The sequence below is a fragment of the Pseudomonas sp. GW821-FHT01E10 genome (assembly GCF_059422365.1).
The window spans coordinates 218718-245600 of sequence record NZ_JBWKWT010000001.1 but is presented as its reverse complement, the minus strand read 5'-3'; the positions used below and the strand labels follow the sequence as shown (position 1 = coordinate 245600).

At 60.1% G+C, this 26883-nt stretch carries 21 protein-coding genes; 11 read left to right on the top strand and 10 right to left on the bottom strand.

What is annotated here, in order from left to right; translation table 11 throughout:
- Positions 1–53 precede the first annotated feature (53 nt).
- The 3 genes from AC07V0_RS01085 to AC07V0_RS01075 all read left to right on the top strand — a co-directional run bounded on the left by AC07V0_RS01085 (position 54) and on the right by AC07V0_RS01075 (position 1844).
- Entirely contained in the window at positions 54–770 is a 717-nt protein-coding gene (locus AC07V0_RS01085) for an SDR family oxidoreductase (protein ID WP_495019303.1), read from the top strand.
- On the top strand, positions 767–1141 hold the full coding sequence (locus AC07V0_RS01080; protein ID WP_495019302.1) for a VOC family protein: 375 nt from the start codon (positions 767–769) through the stop codon (positions 1139–1141). The genes AC07V0_RS01085 and AC07V0_RS01080 overlap by 4 nt, the downstream gene beginning before the upstream one ends.
- 343 nt (positions 1142–1484) lie before the next feature.
- The gene (locus AC07V0_RS01075) at positions 1485–1844 is read left to right on the top strand and encodes a DUF6124 family protein (RefSeq protein WP_495019301.1); all 360 of its coding nucleotides are present in this window, start codon (positions 1485–1487) and stop codon (positions 1842–1844) included.
- A gap of 224 nt (positions 1845–2068) precedes the next feature.
- Here AC07V0_RS01075 and AC07V0_RS01070 read toward each other — a convergent pair whose 3' ends face one another.
- On the bottom strand, positions 2069–3379 hold the full coding sequence (locus tag AC07V0_RS01070; protein ID WP_495019300.1) for an MFS transporter: 1311 nt from the start codon (positions 3377–3379) through the stop codon (positions 2069–2071).
- A 169-nt stretch (positions 3380–3548) separates the two neighbouring features.
- Between AC07V0_RS01070 and AC07V0_RS01065 the strand changes: the two genes are divergently transcribed.
- From AC07V0_RS01065 to AC07V0_RS01050, 4 genes are all read left to right on the top strand, one after another.
- Positions 3549–4679 carry a sugar diacid recognition domain-containing protein gene (locus AC07V0_RS01065; RefSeq protein WP_064617724.1) on the top strand — a complete coding sequence of 377 codons (1131 nt, stop codon included), beginning with the start codon at positions 3549–3551 and terminating at the stop codon, positions 4677–4679.
- A 258-nt stretch (positions 4680–4937) separates the two neighbouring features.
- On the top strand, positions 4938–6080 hold the full coding sequence (locus tag AC07V0_RS01060) for a glycerate kinase (protein WP_495019299.1): 1143 nt from the start codon (positions 4938–4940) through the stop codon (positions 6078–6080).
- A gap of 359 nt (positions 6081–6439) precedes the next feature.
- Complete coding sequence (locus AC07V0_RS01055; protein WP_495019298.1) at positions 6440–8065, top strand: methyl-accepting chemotaxis protein; 1626 nt, start codon at positions 6440–6442, stop codon at positions 8063–8065.
- A gap of 40 nt (positions 8066–8105) precedes the next feature.
- Positions 8106–9293 (top strand): pyridoxal phosphate-dependent aminotransferase, encoded by a 1188-nt coding sequence (locus AC07V0_RS01050; RefSeq protein WP_018929091.1) that lies wholly within the window; start codon positions 8106–8108, stop codon positions 9291–9293.
- Between the two features lie 50 nt (positions 9294–9343).
- Here AC07V0_RS01050 and AC07V0_RS01045 read toward each other — a convergent pair whose 3' ends face one another.
- The 5 genes from AC07V0_RS01045 to AC07V0_RS01025 form a co-directional block, all read right to left on the bottom strand.
- Complete coding sequence (locus tag AC07V0_RS01045) at positions 9344–10321, bottom strand: 2-hydroxyacid dehydrogenase (RefSeq protein ID WP_495019297.1); 978 nt, start codon at positions 10319–10321, stop codon at positions 9344–9346.
- Positions 10322–10333: 12 nt separating this feature from the next.
- On the bottom strand, positions 10334–11632 hold the full coding sequence (locus AC07V0_RS01040) for an MFS transporter (protein ID WP_192350449.1): 1299 nt from the start codon (positions 11630–11632) through the stop codon (positions 10334–10336).
- Between the two features lie 52 nt (positions 11633–11684).
- Positions 11685–12725 carry a sugar kinase gene (locus AC07V0_RS01035; RefSeq protein WP_495019296.1) on the bottom strand — a complete coding sequence of 347 codons (1041 nt, stop codon included), beginning with the start codon at positions 12723–12725 and terminating at the stop codon, positions 11685–11687.
- On the bottom strand, positions 12718–13500 hold the full coding sequence (locus tag AC07V0_RS01030; RefSeq protein WP_495019295.1) for a sugar phosphate isomerase/epimerase family protein: 783 nt from the start codon (positions 13498–13500) through the stop codon (positions 12718–12720). Before AC07V0_RS01030 ends, AC07V0_RS01035 begins: the two co-directional genes overlap by 8 nt.
- Before the next feature lie 82 nt (positions 13501–13582).
- Positions 13583–14608 (bottom strand): LacI family DNA-binding transcriptional regulator, encoded by a 1026-nt coding sequence (locus AC07V0_RS01025; RefSeq protein ID WP_495019294.1) that lies wholly within the window; start codon positions 14606–14608, stop codon positions 13583–13585.
- A 240-nt stretch (positions 14609–14848) separates the two neighbouring features.
- Between AC07V0_RS01025 and AC07V0_RS01020 the strand changes: the two genes are divergently transcribed.
- The 3 genes from AC07V0_RS01020 (at position 14849) to AC07V0_RS01010 (ending at position 20156) form a co-directional block, all read left to right on the top strand.
- Positions 14849–15343, top strand: a complete 495-nt coding sequence (locus AC07V0_RS01020) for a hypothetical protein (RefSeq protein ID WP_495019293.1) — start codon at positions 14849–14851, stop codon at positions 15341–15343.
- Entirely contained in the window at positions 15327–17456 is a 2130-nt protein-coding gene (locus tag AC07V0_RS01015; RefSeq protein WP_495019292.1) for a hypothetical protein, read from the top strand. The genes AC07V0_RS01020 and AC07V0_RS01015 overlap by 17 nt, the downstream gene beginning before the upstream one ends.
- A gap of 492 nt (positions 17457–17948) precedes the next feature.
- A complete protein-coding gene (locus AC07V0_RS01010) occupies positions 17949–20156 on the top strand; it encodes an autotransporter outer membrane beta-barrel domain-containing protein (RefSeq protein WP_495019291.1) in 2208 nt (735 codons plus the stop codon).
- 76 nt (positions 20157–20232) lie between these two features.
- Here AC07V0_RS01010 and AC07V0_RS01005 read toward each other — a convergent pair whose 3' ends face one another.
- The 4 genes from AC07V0_RS01005 to AC07V0_RS00990 all read right to left on the bottom strand — a co-directional run bounded on the left by AC07V0_RS01005 (position 20233) and on the right by AC07V0_RS00990 (position 25958).
- Positions 20233–20685 carry a hypothetical protein gene (locus tag AC07V0_RS01005; RefSeq protein ID WP_111453287.1) on the bottom strand — a complete coding sequence of 151 codons (453 nt, stop codon included), beginning with the start codon at positions 20683–20685 and terminating at the stop codon, positions 20233–20235.
- 200 nt (positions 20686–20885) lie between these two features.
- Complete coding sequence (locus tag AC07V0_RS01000; RefSeq protein WP_019649642.1) at positions 20886–21527, bottom strand: DUF1345 domain-containing protein; 642 nt, start codon at positions 21525–21527, stop codon at positions 20886–20888.
- A gap of 160 nt (positions 21528–21687) precedes the next feature.
- Complete coding sequence (locus tag AC07V0_RS00995; RefSeq protein WP_495019290.1) at positions 21688–24786, bottom strand: multidrug efflux RND transporter permease subunit; 3099 nt, start codon at positions 24784–24786, stop codon at positions 21688–21690.
- Positions 24787–24800: 14 nt separating this feature from the next.
- Positions 24801–25958, bottom strand: a complete 1158-nt coding sequence (locus AC07V0_RS00990; RefSeq protein ID WP_138867501.1) for an efflux RND transporter periplasmic adaptor subunit — start codon at positions 25956–25958, stop codon at positions 24801–24803.
- A 222-nt stretch (positions 25959–26180) separates the two neighbouring features.
- Between AC07V0_RS00990 and AC07V0_RS00985 the strand changes: the two genes are divergently transcribed.
- Entirely contained in the window at positions 26181–26882 is a 702-nt protein-coding gene (locus AC07V0_RS00985) for a response regulator (protein ID WP_018929113.1), read from the top strand.
- Position 26883: the final 1 nt, after the last annotated feature.

The window sequence follows — 26883 nt, the reverse complement described above, 5'->3', positions numbered from 1 at the left end:
CGATTGGCAACCGGAGAAGATTGAATCTCCCTAACCCGACCGGAGATCAGCTCATGACACAACTCAACGCTTGCTTGCACCATCAGACCGTCGTGGTGATCGGTGGCAGCAGTGGAATAGGCGCCGCCGTCGTCCGGGCCGCAGCCGAGCGTGAAGCCCGTGTAGTCGCGGTGAGTCGCCGCCAGCCAGCGGTCGACCATGATGCAAAGATTCGACACGAAGCGGCGGACGTCACCGATGAAGCGTCGTTGCGACAGCTGTTCGAGCGTATCGGCCCTTTCGATCATCTGGTGATCACGGCCGGTCCGAGTGTGAGTGCCAGACCGCTGGCCGACAGCGATTTGCAGCACGCCCAACAGGCCTTCGATGTCAAATTCTGGGGCGCGCTGCGGGCGATCCAGGTCGCGCTGCCATACCTGAGCGCACGTGGCAGCATCACGCTGACCTCGGGTTTGTTATCGCGCAAATTTGTCGCCGGGCAGTTCATCAAAACCACCTTGAATGCGGCGCTGGAGGCTTTGGGCAAGCAACTGGCCAAGGAACTGGCACCGCGCCGGGTCAACGTTGTAAGCCCTGGCGTGACCGACACCGAGGCTTACGCCGGAATGGACGAAACGCAACGCGCCGCGATGTTTGCCCGTACCGCCGCCGCATTGCCGGTGGGCCGGGTCGGCACCCCACAAGATCTGGCGGCAGCGTTTATTCTGGCGATGGAAAACGACTTTATCAGCGGCACCGTCATCGACGTCGACGGAGGAGGGTTGCTATGAGTTGGCACTTTGATCATCTGGCCTTCAACACCCCCGACGGGCAACCGTTGCAGGAGGCCTTCGGTTCGTTGTTGGGATTGGCGCCGGGACGCCGCCCGCCATTCCCGTTCCCCGGACGCTGGTTGTATCAGGATGCGCAGGCGCTGGTGCATGTAATCGAACAGCCGGCGTTCGATGAAACGGCGTTGAGCCACATTGCCTTTCGCACCGATGAGGACGCCGCCACGGTGTTGCGGCGGGTGCAGGCCAGCGGTTTGCGGTATCAGGTGGCGCAGGTGCCGGAAGACGGGATCTGGCAGATTTTCGTGCAGATGCCGGGTGGGTTGCTGATTGAGCTGGATGCCAAGGCGGGGAGTCTGGTGGGCGTTTAAGGACGATGTTTAAAAGACATTTCCAGATACTCACTAAGGCTACATATTCTTGCGCCGCTGCCTACGACTGCGCCAGAATCCGCCGGCTTGTGCGCCTTGGGCCTGGGTTTTATCGTTTCCCCGTCGCTGAAAAACAGCGATCGGGTTTGGTAGCCCGGGTCTCTAATTGCAAAGCACTGCCTTTTGCCGAGCCTTTTCGTCTCGTCTTTATGGTGGTCATGCGCAGGGCACCTTCGGGTGCGCCGTTTTCCTAGAGCCCGGTCTACCAACCTGCGTATGGCCTCCACCCATCGTTTGGTAGCGAGGGTGATGGCTCCTTTTAAGCGCTTTAGGAGTTTCATCTATGTTCAAACCAACGCCAAATCCACCAGAAGCGGACGACGTTTCCCCCTACGAAACCCCCGATTCCAAAAAACTCAACGAAGCCGCCGAGCGCGCCCTCGATCATTACCTCAAACCACCCACCCCCAAAACTACCAAGCGCAAACCCAGCACCATTTACCATGTCGGTGAGAAAGTCGATAACGAAACCCTGCTGGTCAACGCCTGCGAATCCCTGGCGTCAGCGAGCATGATGCTCACTGAATTCGCCGGATTGATGGACATGCCGCATCGCAACATGATGTTGGGGATTCAATCGGTGGTCATGCTTGGGGAACTGGCCGTCAACCGAGTGCTGGATAACCTCGATCCGCAAGGCTGACGAAAGTCTGTAGTGAGAGCACTCCTTGTGGCGAGGGAGCTTGCTCCCGCTCGGCTGCGCAGCAGTCGCAAAGCCTGGGCATGCGGTATGTCTGAAAAACCGCGATCACCGGGATTGGGGTCGCTTCGCAACCCAGCGGGAGCAAGCTCCCTCGCCACAGAAGCAATTGCGAATGCATGGAATGAGAAACGGCCCGGGAGGGCCGCTTTTGTTTTCGCTGCACCTTAAACCCGCAAGGTCCGCGTCATGCGCAACGCCAGCAAGCTCCCGCACACAATCACACCCGCCAGCAGGTACAACGCCGCATCGGTCGACCCGGTGCTGTCTTTGACCCAACCCACCAGATACGGGCTAAGGAACCCCGCCATCTGCCCCATGGAGTTGATCAACGCCAAGCCACCGGCCGCCGCACCGGCGCTGAGCATCGCCGTCGGCACCGGCCAGAACATCGGCAAGCCGGTGAGGGCGCCCATGGTGGCGAGGGTCAGGCCGAGAATCGCAAGAGCTGGCGTGGTCGCGAAGTTGACCGCGATCAGCAGGCCGACGGCGCCCATTAGCATCGGCACCACCAGGTGCCAGCGACGTTCTTTGCGCAGGTCCGCCGAGCGGCCCACCATCAACATGAACACCGCCGCCAGCAGGTACGGAATCGCGCTCAACCAGCCAATCACCAGGTTATCGCTGAAACCCAGGTTCTTGATGATCGACGGCAACCAGAAGTTGATCGCATAGACACCGCTCTGAATGCAGAAATAAATCAGGCCGAACGCCCAGATCGCCGGGTTCTTGAACACTGCCCGCAAGGAGTCAGTGGTGGTTTTCGGTTTACTGGCCAGGTCTTCGGCGTGGTCGGCTTCAAGCACCGAACGCTCGTACGGGGTCAGCCACTTGGCGTTGGCGTAACTGTCGCTGAGCAGGAAATAGGCGAGGGCGCCGAGGATCACGGTCGGAATGCCTTGCAGCAGGAACATCCACTGCCAGCCGGCCAAACCGGCCTGGCCTGCGCCGAAGTGGTTGAGGATCCAGCCGGAAAACGGGCTGCCCAGCAGGCCCGATACCGGGATCGCCGACATGAACAGCGCCATGATGCGGCCACGGCGGAACGTTGGGAACCACTGCGAAAGGTAAAGCACCACGCCCGGGAAGAACCCGGCTTCGGCGGCGCCGGTGAACAGGCGCAGGGTGTAGAACTCGGTGGGTGTGGTGACGAACAGCAGGCACGTCGAGAGCGTGCCCCACGTCATCATCATCAACGCGATCCAGCGTCGTGGGCCGAACTTGGTCAGGGCCAGGTTGCTCGGCACGCCGCACAATACGTAGCCGATAAAGAAGATTCCGGCACCGAGGCCGTACACGGTTTCGCTGAATTTCAGCGCGTCGAGCATCTGCAGTTTGGCAAACCCGACGTTCACCCGGTCGAGGTAGTTGAACAGGTAGCAGATGAAGATGAAGGGGATCAAACGCAAGGTAATGCGTTTGTAGACGGCGTTCTTGTCGTCAGCGTTGGCCAGGGTAGCGGTGGCGCTCTGTGACATGGCGGGCTCTCTCTTTATTATGATTTTTTGCGACGCAAGGGTAACGTTGATCGCCCGGTGAGTCTCGGCCACCCTTTGGGTGGTTGTCTTTGTGCCTGAGCACAGGGTTTGCGACCCTGGCCTGTGCGGCTGAACAAGCCGCCCCATCACGCTTTCAAGGATCCCCGCTATGTTTGAACTCGATCACGACCTGGCCCAGGACATCGTCGACCGGGCGATGGCCATCCTGCCCTACAACGTCAATGTCATGGACAGTCAGGGGCTGATTCTTGGCAGCGGCGAGCCGGAGCGCATCAACACCCGTCACGAAGGCGCGCAACTGGTGCTGGCCAACGGGCGCGTGGTGGAGATCGACGCGCAAACGGCGATTCATCTCAAAGGCGTGCAGCCGGGCATTAATCTGCCGCTGTTGCTCGATCAGCGCTTGATCGGCGTGCTGGGCATTACTGGCGAACCGGAGCAATTGCGCACCTACGCCGAACTGGTGCGCATGACCGCCGAGATGCTGGTGGCCCAGCGCAATCAGCAGGCCGAGCAGCAATGGCGGCGCCAACGGTGCGACGATCTGCTGGCATTGCTGTTGAGCGAAGCAGGGGATTCGCCACGGTTGCTGGATGAAGCGCAGCAACTGGGGCTCAAGCCGCAGCTGACACGAGTGCCGTATCTGTTCGAGTTGGGCATCGAACACGGCCCGAGCCAGACCGTCGAAGCGCTCAGCGCCTGGCTGATGTCGCGCTACCCGGACAGTTGGTGCGTGAGCTCGGCCAAATCTTCGTTGCTCTGGTGCCGCCCGGCGACGCCTGCGGTCGAGAACGAACGATTGCTGGAAAAGCTCGATGGCCTGGGCTGGAACATTTTGCGCATTGCCGTGGGCGGGCAGGCCGACGGCTTGTCGGGGTTGCGTCGCTGCTATCGACGGGTCGGCGATTTGCTGGCCTACGGGCGCGATGTGTTGCCGCATTCGCGCTTGCTGATCCTGAACCGTTATCGGCTACCGGTGATGCTCTGGCGGCACCGCGACGATGATGCGCTGGATGAACTGCTGCGGCCGCTGCGTAAAGTCATCGCCAAGGACGGTAACGGGCAATTGCTGGCCACCCTGCGCAGTTGGTGCGAACACGACGGCCAGAGCCAGGCCTGCGCCGATGCCCTGGGCATCCACCGCAACAGTTTGCGTTATCGCATGGAGCGGATCGCCGAACTCAGCGGCGTCGACCCGCTGAAGCTCGACGGAATGCTCGCACTGTACCTTGGCGTCCAGCTCCTGCCACAAACCGAGCTGCCGACCACCGCTCCGTAGCAGCTGCCGAGCCTGCGTTCGGCGACGCAGTCGTCGTAAATTCTATAAATACGGCTTACCTGACACACCGCGCCGCATGATTTCACGACGGCTTCGCCGCCGAACGCAGCCTCGCAGGCTCGGCAGCTGCTACGACGAACAGTGCGGACAAGGGTTTTGTGGAAATGAACAATAATCCACATGGCCGCTTGTGCAGCGGACCGGCGTTATTGTTCAGGCCTGCTGGCAGCATGGACGCATTGGAACTGGAGAATTCGCATGAAAATCGTCATTGCCCCCGATTCGTTCAAGGACAGCCTGAGTGCCCAGGGTGTGGCCGAGGCCATAGCGCTGGGGTTGGCGCAGGTTTGGCCAGACGCGCAATTGCTCAAGTGCCCAATGGCTGATGGTGGCGAAGGCACGGTCGAGTCGATTCTGGCCGCGTGCGATGGGGAACTGCGCCGCACCCGTGTTCGCGGGCCGTTGGGCGCCACGGTCGATGCCGCCTGGGGCTGGTTGCCGCAGAGTCATACCGCGATCATCGAAATGGCCGAGGCCAGTGGCCTGCAACTGGTGCCGCTTGACCTGCGCGATGCCTGTACCAGCAGCACCTTCGGCACCGGCGAACTGATCCGCGCTGCGCTCGATGCCGGGGCGCAACGAGTGATTCTGGCGATTGGTGGCAGTGCCACGAATGACGGCGGCGCCGGGGCGATGCAGGCCTTGGGGGTGAAACTGCTGGATGCCCAGGGCCAAACCCTGGCGCCGGGTGGTCTGGCGCTGGCGCAACTGGCCCGTCTCGATTTGAGCGACATTGATCCGCGTCTGGCCGGCGTGCGTTTCGACATCGCCGCCGACGTCAATAATCCGCTGTGCGGTCCTCAGGGGGCGTCAGCGATTTTCGGCCCGCAGAAAGGTGCGTCGCCCGAGCAAGTCCAGCAACTGGACCTTGCTCTCGGGCACTTTGCCGAGCTCTGCGCGCAAGCACTGGACAAGGACGTGCGCGATGAACCGGGCAGCGGCGCGGCGGGCGGTCTGGGGTTTGCCGCGAAGGCATTTCTTGGCGCGCAATTCCAGGCCGGTGTGGAAGTGGTCGCCGAACTGGTGGGGCTGGCCGAGGCGGTCAACGGCGCCGACCTGGTGATCACCGGCGAAGGTCGTTTCGATGCCCAGACATTGCGCGGCAAAACCCCGTTTGGCGTGGCGCGCATTGCCCGGCAGCAGGGCGTGCCGGTCATCGTCATCGCCGGCACCTTGGGCGAGGGGTATCAGGCGCTGTACGAGCATGGCATTGATGCGGCTTTTGCATTGGCGAGCGGGCCGATGACCCTGGAACAGGCCTGCGCCGAGGCGCCGCGATTGTTGCGTGAGCGCGCCAGTGATATCGCGCGGGTGTGGCGAGTGGCCGCCCGCAAGGCCTGACACTGTCTTCAGTAAAAAGAAATCTCTGTGGCGAGGGAGCTTGCTCCCGCTCGGTTGCGCAGCAGCCGTAAATTTTTTGGGGCCGCTACGCAGCCCAGCGGGAGCAAGCTCCCTCGCCACAAAGGCTACTGCGCAAAGCCGACCTCCGCGCAACATCTGTTTCACCGCTGAAACACTCTGCCGCCCTTGAAAAATATTTCTCCAGACCCCTGCAAAAATCCTAAACCCCGGCCGATACAGCCAATAGGCGTACACAAACCAATTACAACAGTGGCGCCAAACTGAAAGGTGCGCGCCATCGCCCGCCCGCCAGTGATCATGGCAAGGATGCTCGCCGCCTCAATTACCGAGATCATCCTATGTCACTGCGTAATCTGAAAATCGCGCCTCGAGCTTTCCTCGGTTTCGCTTTCATCGCCTTGCTGGTCATCGTGCTGGGTGTGTTTGCGGCGAATCGCATGTCGATCATCCGACAGGCCTCTGTGGATATGGAAAGCAATCAGCTACCCAGCGTCGGCTTCCTGGGTGTCATGACCGAAAACGTGCTGCGTCTGCGAATTCTCTCGTTCCGGGTTCTGGTGAACCGTGAGCCCGCGAGCCTGCTAGAAGCAGAAACCCGGATCGGGGTACTGGTGGACAAGGTCAAGCAGGCACAGGCTGCTTATGGGGCATTGCCGGCCGGCGATGAGGAAGCGGCGTTATTCAAGACATTCTCGGCCACGCTGGACAAATACCTGCAAGCGGTGCGCGAGATGATGGAGCTTTCGCGGCAGAACAAACTGGATGAAATGCTCAACCTGATCAACACCCGGATCAAGGATGGAACCGATCAGATGGGCGAGCAGTTGAACAAGTTGATTGCCATCAACAAGGCTGGCGCGACTGCGGCCGACGCCCAGGCCAAAGAGCAGTTTGCCTTTGCCACCAATGGCATCATCGTGGTCTCGGCGGTCGCTGCCCTGATGACCGTGCTGCTGGCCTGGCTGTTGACCCGCAGTATCGTCACGCCGCTGAACCGTGCGGTGCTTGCGGCCGAAACCATTGCCAGCGGCAACCTGAGCAAGGTCATCGAAGTCGATGGCAACGACGAACCGGCGCGTTTACTCGGCGCCTTGGCCACCATGCAGACGAACCTGCGCAAGACCATCGAACAGATCGCCGGCTCCGCGACGCAACTGGGCGCCGCCGCCGAAGAACTCAGCACCGTGACCCAAGAAGCGTCCCGTGGCCTGCAACAACAGAACAACGAAATTGAACAGGCCGCCACCGCCGTCAACGAAATGACCGCCGCCGTGGAAGAAGTGGCACGCAATGCGGTATCGACGTCCGAAGCCTCGAACCAGTCGACCGCGGCCGCCCGTGAAGGTCGTGACCGAGTAGTGGAAACCGTCGACGCGATCCAGACCATGACCCACGACGTGCAAAACACTGCACTGATGATCGAGGGGCTGGCCACTCAGGGCCGCGACATCGGCAAAGTGCTGGACGTGATCCGCGCCATTGCCGAGCAGACCAACCTGCTGGCCCTCAACGCTGCCATCGAAGCGGCCCGTGCCGGGGAGGCCGGGCGTGGCTTTGCGGTGGTGGCGGACGAGGTCCGGGCGCTGGCTCATCGCACTGCGCAATCGACCCAGGAAATCGAGAAAATGGTGGCCGGCATTCAGAACGGTACTGGTGAAGCGGTTTCGTCGATGCAGCAAAGCAATCAGCGCACCCAAAGCACCCTGGAAATGGCCCGTGCGGCGGGTGTCGCCCTGGAACAGATCACTTCATCGATTCAGCTGATCAATGAACGCAACCTGGTGATCGCCAGCGCCTCGGAAGAACAGGCCCAGGTGTCCCGTGAAGTCGACCGCAACCTGGTGAACATCCGCGACCTGGCCACCCAGTCGGCCGCCGGTGCCAACCAGACCAGCGCCGCCACCCATGAACTGTCACGACTGGCGGTAGATTTGAATGCAATGGTGGCGCGTTTCGTGATTTGAGATAGGGTTGAAACTGGAACTCGCGCGTTAGGAGAAGTACATGCGCTATTCAGCCTTGACCCAACGAATCGACGGTGATGGAGCGGCAGCCTGGAAGATTCACGATCGAGCGCTGGAATTGCGCGAGCAGGGCGTCGACGTGCTGCTGCTGTCGGTCGGCGACCCGGACTTCGATACGCCGCTGCCGGTCGTCCACGCGGCCATCGACAGCCTGCTGGCCGGCGACACCCATTACTCGGATGTGCGCGGCACCCGTACATTGCGCAGCAGCATCGCCAGCCGTCACCAGCAGCGCTGCGGCCAGGAGGTGGACGCCGACCATGTGATCGTGTTGCCCGGCGCTCAATGCGCGGTGTATTCGGTTGCCCAGTGCCTGCTCGACCCGGGTGACGAAGTGATCATCGCTGAACCGATGTACGTCACTTATGAAGGCGTGTTCGGTGCCTGCGGGGCGAGCGTGGTGCCTGTGGCGGTGCGTCCGGAGAACGGCTTTCGGGTCGAGCCGGCGGATGTCGCAGCGCTGATCACCGCTAAAACCCGGGTCATTCTGCTCAACAGTCCGAACAATCCCTCCGGTGCCAGCCTTTCCTTGAAAAGCTGGCAGGAACTGGCGGCGCTCTGTGTGCAACATGACCTCTGGCTGATCAGCGATGAGGTCTATAGCGACCTGTTGTATGAGGGCGAGCACATCAGCCCGGCCAGCCTGCCGGGTATGGCCGAGCGCACCGCGACCCTCAACAGTTTGTCCAAATCCCATGCCATGACTGGCTGGCGGGTAGGCTGGATGATCGGCCCGAAACCACTGGCCGATCATGTGATGCATCTGTCGTTGTGCATGCTGTTCGGCATTCCGGATTTCGTTCAGAAAGCCGCGCAAGCGGCACTCGATAAGGATTTGCCGGAAGTGGCGCTGATGCGTGAGGAGTATCGCCAGCGACGCGATCTGGTGTGCGCGAGGTTGAGCGGTTGCCCCGGTATCCGGCCGATCAAGCCCGATGGCGGGATGTTTGTGATGCTCGATGTGCGCCAGACCGGGCTCGGCGCCCAGGATTTTGCCGAGCGGCTGCTGGAAGGTTATGGCGTGTCGGTGCTGGCCGGCGAAGCCTTCGGGCCGAGTGCGGCGGGGCACATACGCATCGGGCTGGTGGTGGACCAGGTGAAGCTGGCGGAAGCGTGTCGGCGGATTGCGTCCTGTGCGGCGGATTTGCTGCAGATGCGACGGGCCTGATCGCGCCATTTCATGATCGTTCCCACGCGAGCATGGGAACGATCAATCCCTTAACCCTTCCACGCTCCGGCATTCACCAGATTCACTGGCCGCTCACCCGCCAACGCCGCCAACAAATTTTCGACCGCACAAGTCGCCATAGCCTCCCGTGTCTCATGGGTCGCCGAGCCGATATGCGGCGTCGCCACCACATTGTTCAACTGCAACAGCGGCGAGTCATGGCGCAACGGTTCGCGCTCGAACACATCCAGTCCGGCAGCGCGAATCCGGTTCTGCTGCAACGCCTCGATCAACGCCTCTTCGTCCACCACTTTGCCCCGGGAAATGTTGATGAAGATGCTCTGCGGGCGCATCAAGGCGAACTCCCTGGCGCCGATCAGCTTTTCGGTTTCAGCGGTCAGTGGCAAGGTCAGGCAAATGAAATCGGCCTGCTGCAACAACTCGGTCAGGCTGCGGTATTGCGCATTGAAGCGCTGCTCCACCGCCGGTTTCGGGGAATGGCTGTGATACACAACCGGCATGCCAAAGCCGAAGTGCCCACGCTGCGCCAGCGCTTCGCCAATCCGCCCCATGCCGATGATGCCCAGCGTTTTGCCGTGTACATCGCTACCAAAATGCGCTGGGCCGATGTTGCGGTTCCACTGGCCGGCGCGAACCATGTTCGCCAGTTCCACCACGCGTCGGGCGGTGGCCAGGATCAGCGCGAAACCGGTGTCGGCGGTGGTCTCGGTCAACACATCGGGGGTGTTGCTGAGCAGGATCCGCCGTTCGGTCAGGTAGTCGATGTCGTAGTTGTCGACGCCGACGGACACACTGGCAATCGCTTCCAGGTTCGGTGCAAGGTCGAGCAACCCGGCATCGAGTTTCAGACTGGCGCCGAGCAACCCTTGGGCACGGGGCAGGGCCTGGCGCAGCTTGGCCAGGCCTTCGGCGTCGAGGCTGTCGATCAGCGTCACCTCGGTCTGCTCATGCAAGCGAGCCATCAGCAGCGGCGAGAGTTTCTTGTACAGCAAAACCTGCTTTTTCATATCAACATCCATTCAGGAATGAGCCGGCACCGGCCGGGGCGCGGCGGTTTTGGCCACGACCCGGTCACTGGCGCCGGGCTTGAGGAAAATCGTCAGCACCACCGACACCAGCAACGCGCCGCTCATCAGCAGATAAGACGCACCGGGCGATCCGGTGGAGCTGTTCAGGTAACCGACCAGATAAGAGCCGCCAAACGAACCGAGCGCACCCATGCTGTTGATCAACGCCATGGCACCACCGGCCACGTTGGCCGGGAGGATTTCCGGAACGATGGCGAAGAACGGTCCGTACGGGGCGTACATGCAGGCACCGGCAATCACCAGCAGGGTGTAGGACCACCAGAAATGCTCCGCGCCCAGCGCGTAGGAGCCGTAGAACGCAATCGAGGCGATCAGCAGCGGAGGCCAGACGAAGCGTTTGCGCTTCTGCAGTTTGTCCGAGCCCCAGGACACCAGCAGCATGCCGATCACTGCCGCCAGGTAGGGTAACGCCGACAGCCAGCCGGCTTCGATCATGTCCATTTGCGCGCCGGCCTTGAGGATTGATGGCAGCCACAGCACGAAACCGTAGACGCCGATGCTCCAGCAGAAGAACTGCAAGGCGAGGATGATGACTTTTGGCGAACGGAAGGCTTCGGCGTAGTTTTTCACTGCCTTGATGCCGACCTGTTCGGCGGCCAGGGCACTTTCCAGGTCCTGCTTTTCCTGGTCGTTGAGCCACTTGGCCTGGGCCGGACGGTCATCGGCCAGACGCCACCAGATAAACGCCCACAACACCGCCGGCAAGCCTTCGATGATGAACATCCAGCGCCAGTTGAAATGCTGGATCAGGTAGCCCGAGACCACCGACATCCAGAGCATGGTCACCGGGTTGCCGAGGATCAGGAAGGTGTTGGCGCGCGAGCGTTCGGCACGGGTGAACCAGTGGCACAGGTACACCAGCATCGCCGGCATCACCGCAGCTTCGACCACTCCGAGCATGAAACGAATGACGATCAGCCAGTAGGCGTTGGAGACGATCCCGGTCAAGGTCGCCAGGGCACCCCAGAGAATCAGGCTGACGAAAATCAGTTTCTTCACGCTGTGCTTCTGGGCGTAGATCGCGCCCGGGATCTGGAAGAAGAAATAGCCGAGGAAGAACAGTGCGCCGAGCAGGGAAGACAACCCCGGGGTGATCATCAGGTCCTTGGCCATCCCGGAGGCGGCGGCGAACCCGTAGTTGGCGCGGTCCAGATACGCCAGGCTGTAGGTGATGAACACGATGGGCATGATGTACCACCAGCGGCGGGTGGCCAGTGTTGCGGTTTTCATAGTGATGCTCCTGAGCTTGTTGTTTTTGTCGCAGCAGGTAACGGAGTCTGATTCAAATTTTTACGTTAATGGTGAGGGCCCCTTCGCGGGCAAGCCTCGCTCCTACGGGCGTACACCCCGAACCCTGTAGGAGCGAGGCTTGCCCGCGAACGGCGTCCTCAAATTCAGCATCCATTTCGGCCCGGGTGGGCAAGCCTTCCATATCCCCACGGCTCTGCACCGCGCGGCTGCCGATCCAGTTGGCACGTTGTACGGCATGGGCAACGCTGTGGTTTTCCAGCAGGGCGCTGATCAGGCCGACGGCAAACCCGTCACCGGCACCGACCGTATCGACCACTGTTGCCACGGGTACGCCTGCAACGAAACCTTCATCCTGATGCGTGCGGTAATACGCACCGTGCGGGCCAAGCTTGATCGCCACGGCTTCGGCGCCCTGGTCGAGGTAAAACGCCGCGATATCGGCGGGGTCTTCGAAACCGGTCAGCAACTGTCCTTCGCTCAAACCCGGAAGTACCCAATGGGCGAGGGCGGCGAGGCGGTTGATCTCGCTGATCATCTGCTGTTCGCTGGCCCACAGGCTCGGGCGCAGGTTGGGGTCGAACGACACGCTGCGCCCGGCATCGCGCATGCGGGTCATCAGTTCGAAGGACATTGCCCGGGCCGACGCGGATAGCGCCGGAGGAATGCCGGTGGCATGCAAGTGCCGGGCGTTGAGCAGCGACGGGGAAATCGACTGCACCGACAAGTGACTGGCCGCCGAACCGCGACGGAAATATTCGACCACCGGATCGCTGCCGTCATCGGCGCGGGATTTGAGTTGAAACCCGGTGGGGTGGGCCAGGTCGATGTCGACGTGGCTGCAATCCAGGCCTTCTTTCTTCAGCGTATCGATGACGAAACGGCCGAGAGAATCGGCGCCCACCCGGCTCAGCCAGGCGACGTTAAAGCCCAATCGCGACAGGCCAATGGCGACGTTGCTGTCGGCCCCGGCAATGCGCTTGTGGAAGTGGCCGACGTCGGCCAGTTCACCGTTCTGCTCGGCAACGAACATCGCCATGGTCTCGCCGAACGACAGAATCTCGATCTCAGACATGCGCAGGCTCCAGGCGGGATTGGCCGAGGCAGGCGAGGGTAGCAACGTGTTCGGTGGTTAACTGCACCAGGTCATCGCCTTGCAGCGGATACTCCGCTGCGCGCATCACGTTCTGGGGCATGTGCCGCAGCAATTGTTGCCACAGGTGCAAGTCACTGGCCGCCGGTGGTATCGCCACCAGTTTGCCGTCGACCCGACGCGCCACTGCTTTGCAGTGCACGTAGCCGACATGTCGACCGAGCATGCGCGCGGCGCTGGCGGCGGACTGGTCCTGCCATTGCCAGTTGCCGATATCGAAGGTCATTTTTATTGGCAACGGATGCTGCTCGACGTCGGCGAAGAAACGCTGGAACGGCTCGATGCGGCCGCCGTGCAAGGTCTGGTCGTTTTCCACCAGCAATTGCACCGGGCTCTGCTGCAACACATGCGCCAGTGTTTGCAGGTCATTGTTATCGGTGAAATAACCCAGGGAGACTTTCAGCCATTGGGCGCCGAATGCCTCGGCGCGTTGCAGGGTCGAGAGCAATTCAGGGTTGGGCGCCGATTGCCCGGCCAGCCACAACTCCAGCGGCGAGGAATACACGCTTTCCAGGCCCCGGGATTGCGTAGCGTCGGCCAATTGCGCGGGGTCTTCAAGGGTCAGCAGCTCTTCGCGCCATTCAATGTGCGTGGCGCCGGCAGCGGCCAGCACCTCGACAAAACTGCCCTGGCCGCGTTGGCGCACAAGCTCGGCGCCGTAGCTGGACAGGCTGATGGAAACGGGTGGTTTGTTCATTGTTATCACCTCTGAAACCGGTTTCATTTCTGTTCAAAAAAAATGTTCAAAGAAATATCAGTGGTCGATGCCGTTCTTTCAGTCACCGAAAATGCCCAAGAGTCGACCCCCGCACGATCAACCGCGCCGCAAAATCCAAAGTCCGCACCTGCCCGCCATCCCCGCGCAAACGCTTGAGCAAACACTCGAACGCACTTGCGCCAATGTCCTCGGTCGGCTGGGCGAGGGCGGTAATCCCGCTACCCACCAACGGATACCAATCCAGATCATCCAGGGCGATCAGCCCGATATCCTCAAACAGGTTGCACTTCAATTCACGCAACGCATGGGTGCTGGCCAGCGCAGCGATGCCGTTGGCGCAAAACAGCGCTTTCGGGCCAGGGCCAGGGGTTTCAAGAAAGGTTTTCAAGCGGCTGGTCAGATCACCGCCGGTTTCAACTACCGCGCCTGAGAGCGCCGGACGTTGCGCAATCTGCGCCTTGAAACTGCTGACCCGCTCGATCCGTGAACTGGTGCCGTCATACGGCTCGGTCACCAACAGCACATCGCGATAACCGCGCTCTTGCAGGTGGGCGAGGGCCATTTCAACGGCGGCAGGATTGTCTAGCCCCACCAGATCGCTATCGAACTGTTCGACCTTGCGATCCACCAGCACCATGGGCATTTCCTGCTGCAATTCGCGCAACTCATCCACGTGGTGGCCGAGGGTGTTCACGATCAAGCCTTCAATGTTGTACGAGCGCAGCAGCGCCAGGTGCTGACGTTCCTGCTCGTCATCGCGATCGGTGTTGCACACCACCAGGCTGTAGCCGTGCCGACGGCAGGCGGTTTCCACGCCATGCATCACAGCAATCGAATAAGGGTTACGGATATCGGCCACCAACATGCCGATCAGACGCGTGCGCCCACGTTTCAGGCCGCGGGCCATCTGGTTAGGGCGGTAGCCCAATTCGGCAATCGCCTGCTCGATGCGCAGGGCCGTGGCATCGGAGAGCAGGGCGCGGTCATCGCCGATGAAGCGCGAGACGCTGGCCTTGGAGACGCCCGCGTGTTCGGCGACGTCGAGCATGGTGACGCGGCTGCGCTGGGCGGCGGAGAAGTCGTTCACGGATAGACAGCCTTCTTATTGGAATTATTCAGGGGCGACCGCAAGGTCTGAAACCGGTTTCAGGTAACCGCATAACCCATCGGCTCGTCAAGCTTGAAAAGATCTGAACCCGACGACAGGGCCGGAGTATTCCGACCAGCGGTAGTTAAACCTGTCAGATCTGACAGTAGGCGAGATCGCGATTACTGCGTTTAATTTCTCCCGAAGCAAAGGGTTTTCAAGGCCTCTGGAGAACGGCGAATGAGCACAACGACACCCATCGGAATATTCGCCGCGCCATTAAGCATTGACGGTGTCGGTGCCGATAAGGTGCTTCCGCCGGACGCGCACCTCAATGGCGTGACACTGCGAATCCCCCCTTGGCTCGCACCTTCGCTCGAACCTGGCAAGAGTGATTTGCTGCAGATCTGGATTCGAGAGCCTGGGGCAACGTCCGACACTCGTTTTTACAACAACCTTTTTCCCGTCCCGGTGGTGTTTCCGACCTCGATCCACTTGCCCTCGCAGTTCCTGCAACTGATAGGTGAAATCACTCTGACCTACAAGGTGACGTCTGGAGATACCGAGAACGAGGATGACTCGGTGGCGCAGGTGTTCATCCTCAAACGCCCGGTCCCGGTCAACCTGAAGGAACCGGTCTTTCCCAACGCAACCTTGTGGGGTTACCTGAATTGCAGGACGTCTCCAGCGATCTGGGTCATCCATGGAGCATACAAACATGAATATGCAGGTTAAATCTGGCGGTGTCCTTGCCTTGCCTCCGACTATTGTCGGTGTGTTGCCTGATGGCCGAATTCCCTATCAACAACTGAAAGTCGACAGACGGGTCAAATTTCAATTGGCCGATGTCGATGACAAAACGCCTGAAGGCGCTCACAGAATCGAACTTCACGTGCACCCGAAAGGGGTCAAGCCCATAGAGTTCGACCCGACATGGGTGGTTTTGGAGTTGTTGAAAGCCAATCAGCCAGCGGCTGACTGGACGTTTCCGATCGATTTTGACGTGACTGGAGCTGCACTCGATCGACTGGTCGACAGGTTTGATATGAACGGCGAATACGCGGAATACGGCGCGACATTCATTATTTATGACGCCCACACCAACCCCGATATATCTGATCCACCTCTTGAGTTCAAAGTCGATCTGACCGCGCCTTACCAGCGCCAACCCGGTACGGGCAACGGCACCGGCACACGGCCTGTGTTGATCAGCCAGACTGGCTTGCCTACGAGGATTGACGACGCCTGGCTGGCGGATCCCGCCAACGCCGGCGGTCTCGATTTGCCCATTCCTACCGGCTATACAAAATTCGAAGCGTTAACCGATCGCGTCAGTATCTATGTTTCTACGCAAACAACATTTACAGGGATGCAGGGCGACGTCAACGGAGCCTCTGTCATCGATTTTCCGCTGCCGGTTGGCGGGGTCATCAACATTCCTCTGGCCGATCTGCAGGCGTTGAGGGATGGTTCGTACTTTTATTCCTATAACCTCAAGGATGCGCCAGGAAATATCAGCAACAACTCGGCCATCACGTTGCTGTTCAGTCGGGTAAGTGCCCCCGCCCCGGTACTGGGCATTCCAAGGATCCCGGTCACCGGCCCCAACGGGCAAACGCCCATCACTTTTGCGACGGTGGCACCTCCTCCTTCCAAAGCCGTGATGGAAATCGATTTCCCGCTCAACTCGCGTCCAGGTGACCGGATCATCCCGCATATCTCCGATTCGGACGGTAATGTCTACGATCTGCCTGAACAGCAAATTCCACCTGCCGGTACACCAGGTCCATTGACGTTCGTGATTGACTACGACTTCTGGGCGCAAGTTTTTGGTAACCCCAACAGACAGGACGAGGAGCAGTTTGAGTATTGGTACGAATTGAGTCGCCCTACGATTCCGGTCAACCCGGTTTCGCAGCCGCAGCAATTTGGCGTTGTCGATTTTTCGTACGCCGGGCCTGAGCAACCGAACCTGCCAGATCTGACCAACCCCAACATTGTGCCGGTGGTGGTTCAGGGCGCAGGCGCTCCGGTGCCCGCTCCGAACACACTCGGCCCGGCCCAGGCAGGGCTTGCCGCCACCATGACCTGGACATTGTGGACAGATCCAGACCGACTGGTGACAGGGCGTGAAATCGTGACGTTCTACTACCAGGGCAAGCAAGTAGGGAGCCCGGTGGGCGTGCAGGCTGGGGATACGACGGTCACCACGCAATTGCCTTGGGACACGATCCTGGCCGAAGGCAATGGCAGCGGTGCAATGGCGCGAGAAGCCTACATCACCATCGGATACCCTGGCAGCGCGAACGTGATGACGCAGACACCGGTGACCCCGGTTAACGTAACGGCGGTCGTGATCGATCTCCCGGCGCCACAGATCATTGTTTCAGCCTTCAGAACAGCCACCGGGACCCTGGTGCCGGAGCGTGTCGCGACTTCCATCAACTGTCCAAGCATGGATCACCCGACTGTAGCGAACGGGCCGATGCCGCCTTACGCGGCGCGCAGCCTGCGGATCAGGATCCTGCGCGATCCCAATATCCCTACAGGCGCAATAGTGAACCTGGAATTTGAGGGCCGGGTCACCAACACGGCGGGTGGGGCTGCAATTCCCGGCACTCAGATCACGGATTCGAGGCCTATGCCAGCGACCGGAGTGCTGGAATTCAACCTGACGGACTACACCGCCATCAGGACGATCCAGCTGCCAAGCCCCGGCCCGGGTCAGCGACCTGCCACCCGTTTTGCGCGCATCGCGTATACGGTCAACGGAATCACTTCCGAGGTCATCGTCCCCGTGGCGCTCTTGAACTCGAGCCTGGTGTATTGCGAGCAGAACCGTCCTTGATAACGGATCAGCAGCGCTTCGAATGAAACTTCCGAGGATAAGGGCGACAGCAATTGTCGTCCTCATCCGAGGAGGTGAAGTCAGATACGTACGAGCTTACGAAGCAAGGGGATAAATCGTACAAAGACGGAGATTGATCCTACATATCCCCGGGAAAGTTATCCGTAGTCTGGCGACCGTTTTAGTCCGGCTCGCACACCGTTTGAGTCGGAAACTCGTTCCTGATGGAATGCAATCGAGTAGGACTCAACTATGTTGCCAAAGTCGCAATTTCCTTTTTTGAAATCATCGATCAGCTTCTGGGTGGCAACCCTGATGCCTCTTCTGATGAATTCATCGATGACTCAGGCTGCCACTGTTCCGGCGGGCACCACTCAAGCCATCGACGCCACGACACCCCTGCAAACCTGGTAGCTTCAAAGCAACGCTACGTTGAACGCCACCAATGCCACAACACTGCAGATGACCAGTGCTGCTGGTGGTGTGTTCAACTTGACTGGCTCAAACGTCAGCGCCGCAACGGGTTCAGGTATTTCCCTGACCAACGCCAGCGCCAACCTGGACAACTCGAGCGTCAACAGTGCCACCGGCATCGGCATCTCTGCGGTACGAAACGTCGCCAGCGTCGGTGGTTCGAATGTGACATTGCGCAATGGGTCTGTCGTTCGAGGTTCGCAAGGAGGTATCGCGGGCAACCGGTTCAGCGTCCTCAATCTGCGAAATTCCACTGTTGAAGGGACTGGCGCCACCAGTTTCGGGATTCGGATGCTGGAGGGTTCACTGTCGGCCACCGGAAGTACGATCACCGGCGGCCTCAATGGCGTGACGGTGGGCACCGACACGCAAGTATCGACTGTCATTCCAACCACCATCGTTCTGGACGCTACCCGTGTCGAAGGCAAGACAGGGTCGGCGTTGGTGGTCGGCATCAACGCGCCGAACTTTCCGACCGTGGCCAACATCGAAGTGCGTAATGGCTCGAGCCTGGTCTCAGGCAACAATACGTTGCTGGAAGTCAGGCGAGGCGCCTCGGCTGGTTTCCTTGTGGATAACAGCGCATTGACCGGTAATGTAACGGTGGCTTCCGGCAGTTCCGCCAACGTCACGCTGCAGAACAATGCATCGTTGACCGGGGACCTGCAAAACGTCACGACCGCCGTGTTAAATAATCAGGCACGTATGACCGGTAACGTGCTGGGTGCTTCAAGTGTCGCGCTTGATAATGGTTCGACACTGAGCGGTAACCTGGACAATGTCGCCAGCGTGTCCATCAACAACCAGAGCATCATGACCGGCAACGTCAACGCTGCGACGGGCAGTGCTTCTGGCTTGACACTGGATAACGGGGCGAGCCTGACGGGGCAAGTGAACAACGTCGCCAATTTCGCCATCAGTAATCAGGCGCTCTGGCAGATGACCGGCAGCCAGTCGGTGAACAACCTGACACTCAGCAATGGCGGCGGAGTCCGATTAGGCACTAATCAGGAATATTTTCAACTGAACGTGGCCAACCTGGCGGGCAACGGTACATTCAGGATGAGTACCGATTTCAACCAGGGCATCAGTGATTTGTTGAATATCACTGCAAGCGCTGCCGGCAATCATCAGTTGCTGGTTCGCAGTTCGGGTTTCGATCCGGTCAATGATGCTTCGATCAAGGTGGTGCAGAGCGTTGCTTCAAACGCGCAATACGGCCTCGTCAACAACCAGGTCGATGTCGGGGCGTTCACCTATAGACTGGTGAAGGACGGGAATGACTGGTACTTGCAGCCCGACAAGGAAGTCGTCAGCACACCGACCCGCTCGATATTGGCGATTACCGGCACGACGCCTGCGGTGACCTACGGCGAAATGGCTCTATTGAACAACCGGATGGGCGATCTACGTGTCAATGGCGGGCAAACCGGCGGATGGGTCCGGTCTTTCGGCAGTCGGTACAGCATCGGCAACAATGCCTACGGGAACGGCTATAGCCAGCGGCAGTACGGGTTGTCGATGGGGGTCGATACCCCGGTGGAGATCGCGGGCGAGCGCGTGTTGCTGGGTGTGTTTGCCGGTTACAGCAAGTCCGATCTCGATCTGAGCCGTGGCAGCTCCGGTGAAATCGGCAGTACATCCCTCGGCGTTTATGGCACCTGGCTGGGTGATAGTGGCTATTACCTGGATACGGTGGCCAAGCTCAATCACTTCCGCAATGAAGCCAATGTGGCACTGAGCGATAACACCAAAACCAAAGGCAACTACAACAATCTGGGGGCCAGTGCATCGGTCGAGTTCGGCAAGCGCATCGACTTCAAGGACGGCTATTACGCAGAGGTGTTCACTCAATGGCAGGCAGCCTCCGTGCAAGGCAAGGACTTCAGTCTGGACAATGGCCTGAAGGTCGACGCCGACACCACACGTTCCGTGCTTGGCAAGGCGGGTGTAACGCTGGGACGTGGCATGACGCTGTCTGACGGCAGCGTCCTGCAACCTCATGTGCGTGTTGCTGGCGTTCATGAGTTCGTGAAGACCAATAAGGTGCGCGTCAATAACAATGAATTCGACAATAACTTGTCCGGCAATCAGTTGGAGGTTGCCGCCGGAGCATCCTGGACCCTCAATGACCGCTGGCAGCTACACGCGGAACTGGATACCAGCAAGGGCGATGGCGTTACCAAGGACTTTGGCGTGAACATGGGGGCGCATTACAAGTTCTGACGCGAATGAAAAAGGGAAGCGCTGGCTTCCCTTTTTTTGACTGTGTGTCCCGTCCTGAATAAGGTTTACACAGCGGTTAATATTTCAAAACTTGAAAATCACCATTGAGCTGAAATGTAGTTTCGTCGGCATTCTCTACGACCACCTTGAACCTGGCTTTGACGTTAGCGCTGTCGACAGCCGGTTCGATTTCGATTTCGCCTGAAATGGCTTCACTTACCACGGTGTCGTCTTTAAAGCTGAGTGCCACATCGGGACTGCTTTTGATCGCATGTTTGCCCACCGGGAAGTCCTTGGGGAGGATGATGATAATTTCACGTGCCGGATAGCTTTTGGCTTTAGTATTCGAAGCGGGTCGATCGATGGCCGTAATCTGTACGGCATCAAGTTGTTGAACGCCGACTTTTACCTGGTCTATCAGTCGGGAAGTGGCAATGAAATCCTCGAAGGGTGTACCAGTGTTGGCGTAAGCCTTCGCAGTAACATAGTTACCTGGGGCAAAGCTGATTTGTTTGATTACAGCGTTCATGAATAGGATCTCCGTTCACTAAAAGGAAGTATCCAAAGGCCGTCCGACCCTAACTCTGGATGCACCATGGAAGCGTTTTCCTGACGGGTTGTAAACTGTCAAACCTGACAGGTTACAGCTGTCAAAATCTGTGAATGGATGGCCTCAGCATGCAGGCACAAAACGCTGGTATCCAGGCTGAACAGAGCAGGGTGCGGTCGTCAGCTGAACAAACCGGCGGCAATGTTGATGGAAAACCCCAATATCGCCGTGTTGAACACAAACCCGATCAACGATTGCGCAAGCACGATCTTGCGCAACTCCCGCGTGGCCACGCCGACATCCGCGGTCTGCACCGCCACGCCGATGGTGAACGAGAAGTACAGGAAGTCCCAGTAATTGGGGGTTGTCAGCCCTTCGGCAAATCGCAGCGCAGGTTCCTTGCCTTCCCAGGTGTAATACAACCGGGCGTAATGCACGCTGAAAATCACCCCGATCAACAGCCACGAGCCGATCACGGTCATCCCGGTAAAGCCGTAGTGCAACAGCCGGTGATAGGTGTCCAGATCTTTGCTGCCTGCTAGTTGGAGGGTGATGGCGGCGAGGCTGGCCAGTGCAGCCATGCTCACGGTGAACAGCACCAGCCCGGCGTTTTCGTCCTCGACTTCGGCAATGCGTTTCACGTCGTCGGCTTTGGAGCGCATGGTCAGCCAGATGATCAGGGCCAGATACGTCCAGACCCCGGCATTCCAGCCGATGAGGATTTTGCCGAGGATCGAATCGGCCGGAGCCAGAATGCCTGCCGCGACGCCAAGGGTGGCGGCGGCGGACAGGCGAGGGTGGGTGCGGGCGAGGAAGGGCATGGAGACTCACTTTGATGGTGCGTTCCAGCACCATAGCGCACGCGACGTCGCTTTTGTAGGAGCTGCCGAAGGCTCGGGCCGCGTTCGGACGGTCTTTTGATCTTGATCTTTAAAAGCAAAGTCAAAAGATCGCAGCCTGCGGCAGCTCCTACAGGTGGAGTCAGTGGGGTTTGGCGGATTTGCGCACCCACTTCATCACCACCACAAAAAACACCGGTACAAACACCACCGCCAATGTCGCCGTGATCATCCCGCCGATCACCCCGGTGCCGATCGCCTGCTGGCTTGCGGAACTGGCTCCGGTAGCAATCGCCAACGGCACCACCCCAAGAATGAACGCCAGCGATGTCATCACAATCGGCCGCAACCGCAGGCGCGCCGCTTGCAGCGTGGCATCGATCAGGTCATGACCTTCGTCATACAGGCTTTTGGCGAACTCGATGATCAAGATTGCGTTCTTCGCCGACAGGCCAATGATGGTGATCAGCCCGACCTTGAAGAACACGTCGTTGGGCATCCCGCGCAGGGTCACAGCCAGGACCGCGCCGAGCACACCCAGCGGCACCACCAGCAGCACCGAGGTCGGAATCGACCAACTCTCATACAGCGCCGCCAGGCACAGGAACACGATCAGCAGCGACAGACCGAGCAGCATCGGCGCCTGACTGCCGGACAAGCGTTCCTGCAACGACAACCCGGTCCATTCCTGACCCAACCCCGCCGGGCCTTGCGCCACCAGCCGTTCGATTTCCGCCATGGCTTCGCCAGTACTGTAACCGGGCGCCGGTTCACCGGAAATGCTGATGGCCGGGTAGCCGTTGTATCGGGTCAATTGCGCCGGGCCCTGGGTCCAGTTGGCCCGGACGAAGGCCGACAGCGGCACCATTTTTTCAGCGTTGTTGCGTACGTGAATCTTCAGCAGATCGGCGACCTGGCTGCGTTGATCGCCTTCGGCCTGGACCACCACTCGCTGCATTCGCCCCTGGTTGGGGAAGTCGTTGATGTAAGCCGAACCCACAGCGGTGGACAGTACGTTGCCGATGTCGGCAAAGGAGATGCCCAAGGCGTTGGCTTGCTTGCGGTCCACGATCAGCTGAACCTGTGGCGCTTCGGCCAGGGCACTTTCGCGCACGTTCATCAGGATCGGGCTCTTCTCGGCGGCCGCCAGCAACTGGCTACGCGCCTGCATCAGCGTGGCATGGCCGAGGCCGCCACGGTCCTGCAAGCGGAACTCGAAACCGCTGGAGGTGCCGAGACCGTCAACAGGCGGCGGCAGCACCGAGAAAGCCATGGCATCCTTGATCTGGCTCAGCGCGATGTTGGCGCGATCGGCGATGGAACTCGCCGAGTCGTCGCTGCCCCGATCCGACCAGTCCTTGAGCGTGGTGAACGCCAGCGCAGCGTTCTGCCCGCTACCGGAGAAACTGAAGCCGAGAATCACTGTGCTGTCGCCGACGCCCGGTTCGGTGGCGTTGTGTGCTTCGATCTGCTCCACCACATTTATTGTGCGATTCTTGCTCGCGCCCGGTGGCAGTTGGATGTCGGTGATGGTGTAGCCCTGGTCTTCCACCGGCAGGAACGAGGAGGGCAGACGACTGAAACACAGTCCCAGGCCGACTAGCAGCACGCCATAAATCAACAGGTAACGACCGGTGCGTTTCAACGCATAGGCGACCCAGCCCTGATAACGCTCGGTCAGTTGTTCGAAGCGCCGGTTGAACCAGCCAAAGAGTCCGGCTTTTTCGTGATGCTCGCCTTTGGCAATCGGCTTCAACAGCGTCGCACACAACGCCGGGGTCAACGTCAGGGCGAGGAATGCCGAGAACAGGATCGACGTGGCCATCGACAGCGAGAACTGTTGGTAAATCACCCCGACCGAGCCCTGCATGAACGCCATCGGAATGAACACCGCCACCAGCACCAGGGTGATGCCGATGATCGCGCCGGTGATCTGCTTCATCGCCTTGCGCGTGGCTTCCTTGGGCGACAGGCCTTCGGTGGCCATGATTCGTTCGACGTTCTCCACCACCACAATCGCGTCGTCCACCAGGATGCCGATCGCCAGCACCATGCCGAACATGGTCAGCACGTTGATCGAGAAGCCCAGCGCGAGCATGGTCGCAAACGTGCCCATCAACGCCACCGGCACCACCAGCGTCGGGATCAGCGTGTAGCGGATGTTCTGCAGGAACAGGAACATCACCGCAAACACCAGCACCATCGCCTCGCCGAGGGTGTAAACCACTTTGGTGATCGAGACCTTGACGAAGGGTGAGGTGTCGTACGGGATCTTGTATTCGACACCGGCCGGGAAATAGCGCGCCAGCTCGTCCATCTTTGCCCGCACCAGCGTTGCGGTGCTCAGGGCATTGGCGCCCGGCGACAGTTGCACACTGACGGCGGTGGACGGTTTGCCGTTCAGGCGTGTGGAGAACTGATATTCCTGGCTGCCGATCTCGACCCGCGCTACATCACGGATGCGCACGGTAGAACCGTCAGGATTGGCCTTGAGCACGATGTCGGCGAATTCTTCAGGCGTCGACAGCTGGCCTTTGACCAGAACGGTCGCGGTGATTTCCTGAGTGGTGCGGGTCGGCAAGTCGCCGATGCTGCCCGCGGAAACCTGAGCGTTCTGCGCAACGATGGCGGCATTGACGTCAGCCGGGGTCAGGTTGAAGCCGATCAGCTTCTGCGGGTCGATCCAGATCCGCATCGCCCGCTCGGCGCCGTACAACTGGGCCTTGCCGACGCCGTCCAGACGCTTGATCTCGTTCATCACGTTGCGCGCCAGGTAATCGCTGAGCGCCACGTCATCGAGCTTGCCGTCGCTGGAGGTGAGGGTGATCAGCAACAGGAAACCGGCGGAGACTTTCTCCACCTGCAAACCTTGCTGGGTGACCGCCTGAGGCAGGCGCGACTCAACCGCTTTGAGGCGGTTTTGCACATCGACCTGGGCCATTTCCGGATTGGTGCCCGGCTGGAACGTCGCGGTGATGGTGGCGCTGCCGAGGCTGCTCTGGGATTCGAAGTACAGCAGATGGTCGGCGCCGTTGAGTTCGCCCTCGATCAGGCTGACCACGCTTTCGTCCACGGTCTGCGCCGAAGCGCCGGGGTAGGTGGCGTAGATTTCGACTTTCGGCGGCGCAACGTTCGGGTATTGCGCCACGGGTAACTGCCCAATGGCCAACGCACCGGCCAGCAGGATGAACAGGGCAACCACCCAGGCGAACACCGGGCGATCGATAAAGAACTGCGGCATAAAAAGCGTCCTGCTTACTGGCCAGAAACCTGGGCAAGTGGAAGAGGGGTGTTGTCGATCTGGACTTTCTCACCGGGGCGCGCGTGTTGCAGGCCTTCAGTGACGATGCGGTCACCGGGCTTGAGGCCGCGGGTGACGATCCAGCGATCGTTCTGCACCGGGCCCAGCTCTACCGGTTGCTGGCCGACCCGCTGTTCGGCGTCGAGCAATAGCACTTGGGCGACACCGGCGCTGTCACGCTGAATGGCCCGTTGCGGCACGCTGATGCCTTGCTGATTGAACGCTTGCTCCAGACGTACGCGAACGAAGCTGCCCGGCAGCAAGTCGAGGTCCGGGTTGGGGAACTCGCTGCGCAGAATGATCTGACCGGTGCCCGGGTCGACGGTGATGTCGGTGAACAACAACTTGCCGGGCAATGGATAAAGGCTGCCGTCGTCCTGGATCAGTGTGGCTTTGGCCTGGCCTTGGCCCACTTCCTTCAGTTGGCCGGAACGGAAGGCCCGGCGCAGGTCGTTGAGTTCACGGGTCGATTGGGTCAGGTCGGCGTGGATCGGGTTCAACTGCTGAATCAGCGCCAGCGGCGTGGTTTCGTTCTGCCCCACCAGCGCGCCTTCAGTCACCAGCGCGCGGCCGATGCGCCCGGAAATCGGCGCGGTGACGGTGGCATAACCGAGGTTCAGTTTCGCCCGCTCTACCGCGGCTTTGTTGGCGGCGACATCGGCGGCGGTCTGCCGGGCATTGGCTCGGGCATTGTCGTAATCCTGAGCGCTGATGGCGTTGCCTTCGATCAACTGGGCGTAACGCTGCTCCTGCAATCTGGCCTGGAACGCGTTGGCTTCGGCCTTGCGCAGCGCGGCTTCGGCGCTGTCCAGGTCGGCCTTGAAGGGGGCCGGGTCGATACGGAACAGAACGTCGCCTTTATTCACGTCGCTGCCTTCGCGGAAGACCCGCTGCAACACCACGCCGGCAACCCGGGCACGCACTTCGGCAATTCGTGGCGCGGCAATCCGCCCGCTCAAGTCACTGCTGATTGACAGAGGACGAGCTTCGACGGTTTCGATGCGCACCGTGGCCAGCGGTGCCGATTCTTCGGCGGTCGAAGACTGGTCACAAGCGCTCAGCGCCAACGCCAGGGCAATCAGGCTGAGCGTGGCAAGCAGGTTCTTTGACATGGAAATACCCCAATAATGACTACCCGCATCCTACGGGGAGTCGATGAGGGTAGCGGTGAAGCTTTGTTGGTGCTGTGTGAAATTGTGTAAGGGTTTTGCTCGCGTATGCATGAGGGCGTATATCCTTCGCAGCTTGAAACTTTTTGCGACGGTCAGGCCGCCTTCGCGGGCAAGCCCACGATGAGGCCCCGCCAGTCGCCACAGCACTTTCTGGAAACACCCATGCCCAACATCCTCCTGGTCGAAGACGACACCGCACTCTCGGAACTGATTGCCAGCTACCTGGAACGCAACGGTTATTCCGTCAGCGTGATCAGCCGCGGCGATCATGTACGCGAACGCGCGCGGGTCAGTCCGCCGGACCTGGTGATTCTCGATCTGATGCTGCCGGGGCTCGACGGCTTGCAGGTCTGCCGCTTGCTGCGGGCCGATTCGGCGACGTTGCCGATCCTGATGCTCACCGCCCGTGACGACAGCCACGATCAGGTGCTGGGCCTGGAAATGGGCGCAGACGACTACGTCACCAAACCTTGCGAGCCCCGTGTGTTGCTGGCCCGCGTACGCACGCTGTTGCGTCGCAGCAGCCTCAGCGAACCGCAGACCGCTAATGACCGTATTCTCATGGGCAACCTGTGCATCGACCTGTCCGAGCGCACTGTGACCTGGCGCGGGCAACTGGTCGAGCTGTCCAGCGGCGAATACAACTTGCTGGTGGTGCTGGCCCGGCATGCCGGCGAAGTGCTGAGCCGCGATCAGATTCTGCAACGCCTGCGCGGTATCGAATTCAACGGTACCGACCGCTCAGTGGATGTGGCCATCTCCAAACTGCGACGCAAGTTCGACGACCACGCCGGCGAGGCGCGCAAGATCAAGACCGTGTGGGGCAAGGGCTACCTGTTCAGCCGCTCCGAGTGGGAATGCTGAA